The sequence below is a fragment of the Streptomyces bambusae genome (assembly GCF_019400985.1).
Lineage (GTDB): Bacteria > Actinomycetota > Actinomycetes > Streptomycetales > Streptomycetaceae > Streptomyces > Streptomyces bambusae_A.
Genome location: NZ_WTFF01000417.1, coordinates 1 through 5,338 on the forward strand (window position 1 = coordinate 1; position 5,338 = coordinate 5,338).

Below are 5,338 nucleotides of genomic sequence, written 5' to 3' on the forward strand. Positions count from 1 at the left end.
GCCGTGGCCCCTTCGGGGCAGGCTCTCCGCTTCGCTCAGAGCCAACGACTTCTCCGCGCTTCGCGCGGAGAAGAGACCGCCCGCGCTTCGCGCGGCCGCGGCCCCTTCGGGGCCCAGCCCTCCGCTGCGCTCCGAGCCAACGCCTCTCCTCCGCTGCGCGGAGGAGAGGCGGCCCGCGCTCCGTGCGGGCGGGGCCCCCTTCGGGGGGCTGCTCTCCGCTGCGCTCCGAGCAGACGGAACCTCCGCGCTGCGCGCGGAGAAGAGACCGTCCGCGTTTCACGTGGCCGTGCCCCCTTTGGGGCTGGCTCTCCGCTTCGCTTCGAGCCAACGAATCCCCCGCGCTCCGCGCGGGGGAGCGGGCAGGCTGAGCTCCGCGCAGCCAGGCTGCTTCCGGCAGCCGGACTCTGCTTCGCTCTGGGCAAAGGCCCCTTCGGGTCAGCTCTTCGCTGCGCTCCGAGCTGATGGAACCGCTGCGCAGAGCGCAGCGGAGGGGGCAGCGGAGGGGGCAGCCGCCCCCCTCCTGGGGGGCAGCTCTCCGCTGCGCTCCGAGCTAAGGAACCCTCCGCGCTGCGCGCGGAGGAGGGACCTCCCGGGCTTCGTGTGGCCGTGGCCCCGTCGGGGCCAGCTCTCCGCCTCGCTCCAAGCCAATGAATCTTCCGCGCTCCGCGCGGAAGAACAGGCAGGCCGGACTCCGGGCAGCCCGGCTGCGTTTGCTTCGCTTTGGATGAAGGCTCCTTCGTGGTTGGCTTTCTGCTTTGCTTCGAGCCAACGTCTCCTCCGCGCTCTGTGCGGAGGAGACGGACCGGTCGTGCTTCGCGCGGCCGGCCTCTTCGGAGCAAGCTCTCCGCCTGGCTCAGGCGAGCCCTCTCTGGGGCTGGACCCTCTGCTTCGCTCCGGGTTTCACAGTGCTGCGCGCTGTGCCAACGAACCACCTCGCTGCGCTTGGTGGGGCTCCGCTTTGCGGAGCCAGAGCTGGCCCTTTGGGCCGGGGTCCTGCGCTTGGCTCCGGATCGGTTCCGAGTTCCGCTTCGTTTTACGTCGAATGGGCTGCTCTGCAGACCCGCACCCCGCTTCACGAGGTGCGGGTCTGCAGCTTGTAGGGGGGACTTCGGAGTCGGCTCTTTGCTGATGTGGGCCAGGCGGGCAGTCTCGTGAGGGTCAGCCGGAGGGTGGGGTGTTAACGGCGTTAATGGGGTGATTCAAAGTGGGGCTCGGATAAGGATGGGAACCGGTCAGGTTTGGCGGCGTTCTGGACATCGTGTCCGGGGGAGGGTTGAGCGCGGGATTGGGGTGATGAGGGGTCAGGAGTGGGGCGTTGGAGGGGGGTTCGGAGGGAGGTTGGGGGGTTGGAAGGGAGGGCGCACGGGCGTATAGAAGGTACGGATATGCGTTTGCGCAGGTCAGGGTGGGTGCGGGGGGAAAGATATGTCCCTCCAGGGGGGACATATCTGGGGCGATGTGTCGCTGGTGGGGGGACAGAACTGCTGCAAAATGTCAGTGTGGCTGACGGTTTTTCGGCTAAAACGTCGGGGAGACTGACGTTTTAGGGTGGATGTGTCGGCGAACTGGGGTGGGGCGGGGTGGGGTTGGGTGAGGGGGTCAGGAAGGGGGGCTGGGAGGGGGGTGGCCGAGATGTGTCCCTGCTGGGGGGACATAAGACACGCCGAACGTCAACCAGCGTGACATTAGTGTCACCCTTGTTGACATACTGCTCTCCGCAGATCAACGAAGTGGAGAGCATCCTCGTGTCAGCAGAGCCACAGCGCCGTCGGCCGAGTCCGGCGCGCGCGCCGCGTCCTGATCTCCCCGTTGATGACGCGATCAGCGCGTGGAGTCAGCCGCTGGCTCCGGTCAAGGATCTGGACAGCCTTGCCCGGCGGTACCCGAGCCGGAAGCTCACGCTGGACAGCGAGCGCAAGCCGCTGGAGTTCTACGGGACACAGAGTCAGCCAAATGCGTTCTCGATGGACAGCCTCGAGTTCTTCCTGGTGATTGCGCAGTACTTCAGGGAAGCCTTGCCGTTGAGGCTGATCCTGCTGCTGATCGCGTGCCAGCGAGCGGGGGGGCGGATTCCCCTTACCCAGGAGGAGATGGCTACCATCCTGGACGTCAGTCGGACGAAGACTTCGGAAGCGCTCCACACGGTGATGTCTCATGGGATCGTCTTCAAGGTGCGGCGGGGTGTCTATCAGTTCAACCCGCCCTACAGTTACCGGGTGGCTGAGTTCATCCCGGGGACGGAGACGGCGGGTGAGTTCGTGAAGGTGGAGCAGCACAGCGCCATCTCGGAGATTCGCAGCGATACGAATCTGCCTGACCTGGTGCGGTTCCCGTCGTTGGACCACATGCGACAGGCGATCGCGGAACTGCGGGCCGAACGGGCCAAAGAGCGCGCTGCGCGGCGGTTGAGCCGGGGACAGCGCAAGGAAGAAGGGACAGCTCAGTGAGCACCTTGCGATTCGCTGCGGTCAATGCCGACGGGCTTCTCTCCGACCTTGACCTTCCGCCTGCGTCCTACCGGGTGTTGCTGAAGCTGCGTTCGCTGAGTGAGCCCGGCGGGCGGATCCTGATCGACCAGGCGACCATCGGTGGGCTGCTGGAGCTCAGCCGGCCGAGTGTGAACGCCGCGCTGCGCAGCCTCGAGCTGGCGAAGTTGGTGCGTAAGGTCCGTAACGGGGTGTACCAGGTCAATCCGATGCTGGCCGGTTACAACTCGTTCGAGGATGCCGTCGCGGCCGTCAACGCGATGCCGGTCGAGGAGCGGCTGGACGCCCGGGGTTATGTGGCCAGCTACCACCGGGCGGTGGCGGCGTACCAGGACCAGTTGGCCGAGCAGCGGAAGAAGCGGGCGGCGCAGGCCGCTGCGAAGAAGGCTGCGGAGTCGAAGAGGCGGCGGACTCTCCACGCTGTGGGGTGAGCGAGGCGGTAGAGGGCTTCTGAAGGGTTTTCGGCCCCCCTTCCGGCACTTGGTGCGGGGAGGGGGGCCGAAGGCGTTCTGGGGGGCTTCCAGGGCGTTTCTGGGGCCTTCAGAAGGTGAAGTCCACGTAGTCGATGTCGGTGAACTCGACCAGGAGGCCGGTGGCGCGGGCGCCGTTGTCCTTGAAGTAGATCTCCTGGAGGCCTTCGGCGGCGATGGCGCGGAGTTGGGGTTCGGTGGCGCCGGACTCCTGGGCGGCGAAGAGGCGGGCGGCGTACTCCGGGGGGAGGTGCTGGGTGAGGCGGCGCATCCGGCCGTCGTCGGTGGTGCCGGGGGCGGCGGTGAAGCCGAAGCGGGCTCGGGTCTCGATGACCAGGCCGGTCTGTCGCGCGGCCTGGTCGCGGGCGCGTTTGCGGACCAGGGGCTGCCAGCGCTTGCGGACCTCGGCCTCCAGGCGGGCGGCCAGGGCCGGCTTGGGATGCTGGATCTGGTTCTTGACGTAGCGCTCGACCGTGCGCCGGGAGATGCCGAGGAGCTCGGCCGCGGCCTTGGTGGACTTGAGCTGCTTGACGAGGAAGCGCATCTGGGCGCCCGCGGACTTGGGGACGGGGCGGGTGAAGTGCTGCTCGTCGGCGCGGGTGAGGCTGTCGCTGATGTCTGACACGGGTGGAGGTCTCGGTCTCGGTCTCGTTCGGGGGCTCGGTTGCCGGCGTCGGGGTTACTCGCCGTCGGTGTTACTCGCCGTCGGCTGCGGCGTCGTGGCCCTTGATGTGGCGGGCGGGGTTGTGGCCCTGGTCGAGGAGTTGGACCGCCCACAGGAGTGGCTGGGTGCCTTCGTGCTTGACCATGCCGGGGCTGACGCCGAGGCGGAAGCCGCCGGGGAGGGGCTTGCCCTCGGGGGTGCGGGGGAGGAAGTCGAGGGGGCTGGGCCCGTCGGAGAGGTAGACCGCGCAGTCCGAGAGGACCGCGACGGGGTGCAGGTCGGCTGCTTCGGCGAGCTTGCGCATCTTGCGGTGCATGTTGACGCGGGCGGTGGAGATGACGGCGGCGCGGATGTCGGGGCGCCAGGTGGGACGTTCGAGGGCGGGCCACGGTTCGCCGGGGCGGTAGCCGGCGCCCTGGGGGCGTTCGCGGAGCTTGCCGATGCCGCCCTTGACCGTTGCCTTGATGGCTGACAGGACGGCTGCGTGGGTGCGGCTGTGGTCCTTGTGGGTTGCCATTGCGGCGAGGAAGGCCTCGGGGGTGAGGTCCGGGGTGACGCCGAGGTCGGCCATGGTGGCCATGTAGGCGTCGCGGAGGCGGGAGTACCAGGCGTCGAGGTAGGGGCCGTTGTCCGGGCGGATCCAGGCTTCGGTGGGTCGGGGGGTGTGGCCGAGCTCGGCGGCGTAGGCGAGGGTCGGGGTGGCGTACCAGGCCGGGCCGGTGGGTGGGCGGCCGTGGGGGGTGAAGGGGCTGGGGAGGCGCGGGTCGAGGGTCAGGGAGGAGAGGTCCGCGAGCCAGCAGCCGGGGAGTTTGGGGTCGAAGGCGGGGTTCGTGGTGTGGACGGCGGGGCCGATGCCGACGGTGAGGCGGTTGGCGGCGGCGGCGAAGGCCATGTTCACGTCGATGCCGACGGCGTGGGTGCGGGCGCACTCGGCGTCGGTGAGGAGCTCGGGGCTGCGGATCCAGTCGTAGGCCTCTTCGTCCAGGACCTGGTCGGGGGTGCGCTGGTGGGCGCGCGGGTAGAGGGCGGCGACGACCGGGTGTTCGTCGGGGGCCTCCGGGGGTGCCGGGTCCACGGGGCGGGTGAGGGAGCCGGGGACCGGGGCGGACACCCAGGTGTTGGTCGCCGGGTCGTGTGCGGCGCGGGTGGGCGGGCGTAGGGCCGTCATGAGTTCGAGGCCGGTGACGGCCGTGGAGCCGCGGGGGGTGAGGACGCGGGTGGCGTAGGTGGTGAGCAGGTCGGCGAGCTCGGGGGCGGGGAGGGTGGCGGTGTCCTCGCCCCAGGCGCGGGGGTCGAGGGCGCCCCAGGGGAGGATCGCGAGCTGGACGCACTGGCGGCCGGTGGTGGGGGAGGCCGGGCGGTAGACGCGGGGCCAGGGGCCGAAGCCGCGGCGGGTGAGCTGCCACTTGGCCTTGGCGAGCTGCTTGAGGACGGGGTGGTTGTCGGGCAGGCGCAGGCCGCGGCGGTCTTCGAGGGTGAGGGGGAGGCCGAGGGCTTCGGTGGCGGCGGGGGTGAGGACGAGGAGGGGGTCGCCGTCCTTGCCGTTGCGGTGGAGGCGGGGGGAGCGGAGGCCGGCTTCGGTGAGGGCCCAGGGGATGAGGGGGGGGGGGGGGAGGGTTTTGGCGGGCTGGGGGCTCTTGGCGCTCGTGGCGCTCATGGCGGGGGGGGTCCGGGGGGGGGGGCCCGGGGGGGGGGGGGGGGGGGGGGGGGGCGGGGGG

Annotated in this window: 4 protein-coding genes; 2 read left to right on the top strand and 2 right to left on the bottom strand. The window is 70.0% G+C overall.

What is annotated here, in order from left to right:
• Positions 1-1,730: 1,730 nt before the first annotated feature.
• Both GPJ59_RS32955 and GPJ59_RS32960 read left to right on the top strand, forming a co-directional pair.
• Positions 1,731-2,447 carry a hypothetical protein gene (locus GPJ59_RS32955; RefSeq protein WP_308120619.1) on the top strand — a complete coding sequence of 239 codons (717 nt, stop codon included), beginning with the start codon at positions 1,731-1,733 and terminating at the stop codon, positions 2,445-2,447.
• The gene (locus GPJ59_RS32960) at positions 2,444-2,917 is read left to right on the top strand and encodes a MarR family transcriptional regulator (RefSeq protein ID WP_219671586.1); all 474 of its coding nucleotides are present in this window, start codon (positions 2,444-2,446) and stop codon (positions 2,915-2,917) included. Before GPJ59_RS32955 ends, GPJ59_RS32960 begins: the two co-directional genes overlap by 4 nt.
• Positions 2,918-3,026: 109 nt before the next feature.
• Here GPJ59_RS32960 and tpg read toward each other — a convergent pair whose 3' ends face one another.
• A complete protein-coding gene (tpg, locus tag GPJ59_RS32965; RefSeq protein ID WP_219671587.1) occupies positions 3,027-3,581 on the bottom strand; it encodes a telomere-protecting terminal protein Tpg in 555 nt (184 codons plus the stop codon).
• Between the two features lie 70 nt (positions 3,582-3,651).
• The coding region (gene tap, locus GPJ59_RS32970) for a telomere-associated protein Tap (RefSeq protein WP_374200981.1) at positions 3,652-5,338 on the bottom strand (1,687 nt) is incomplete at its 5' end.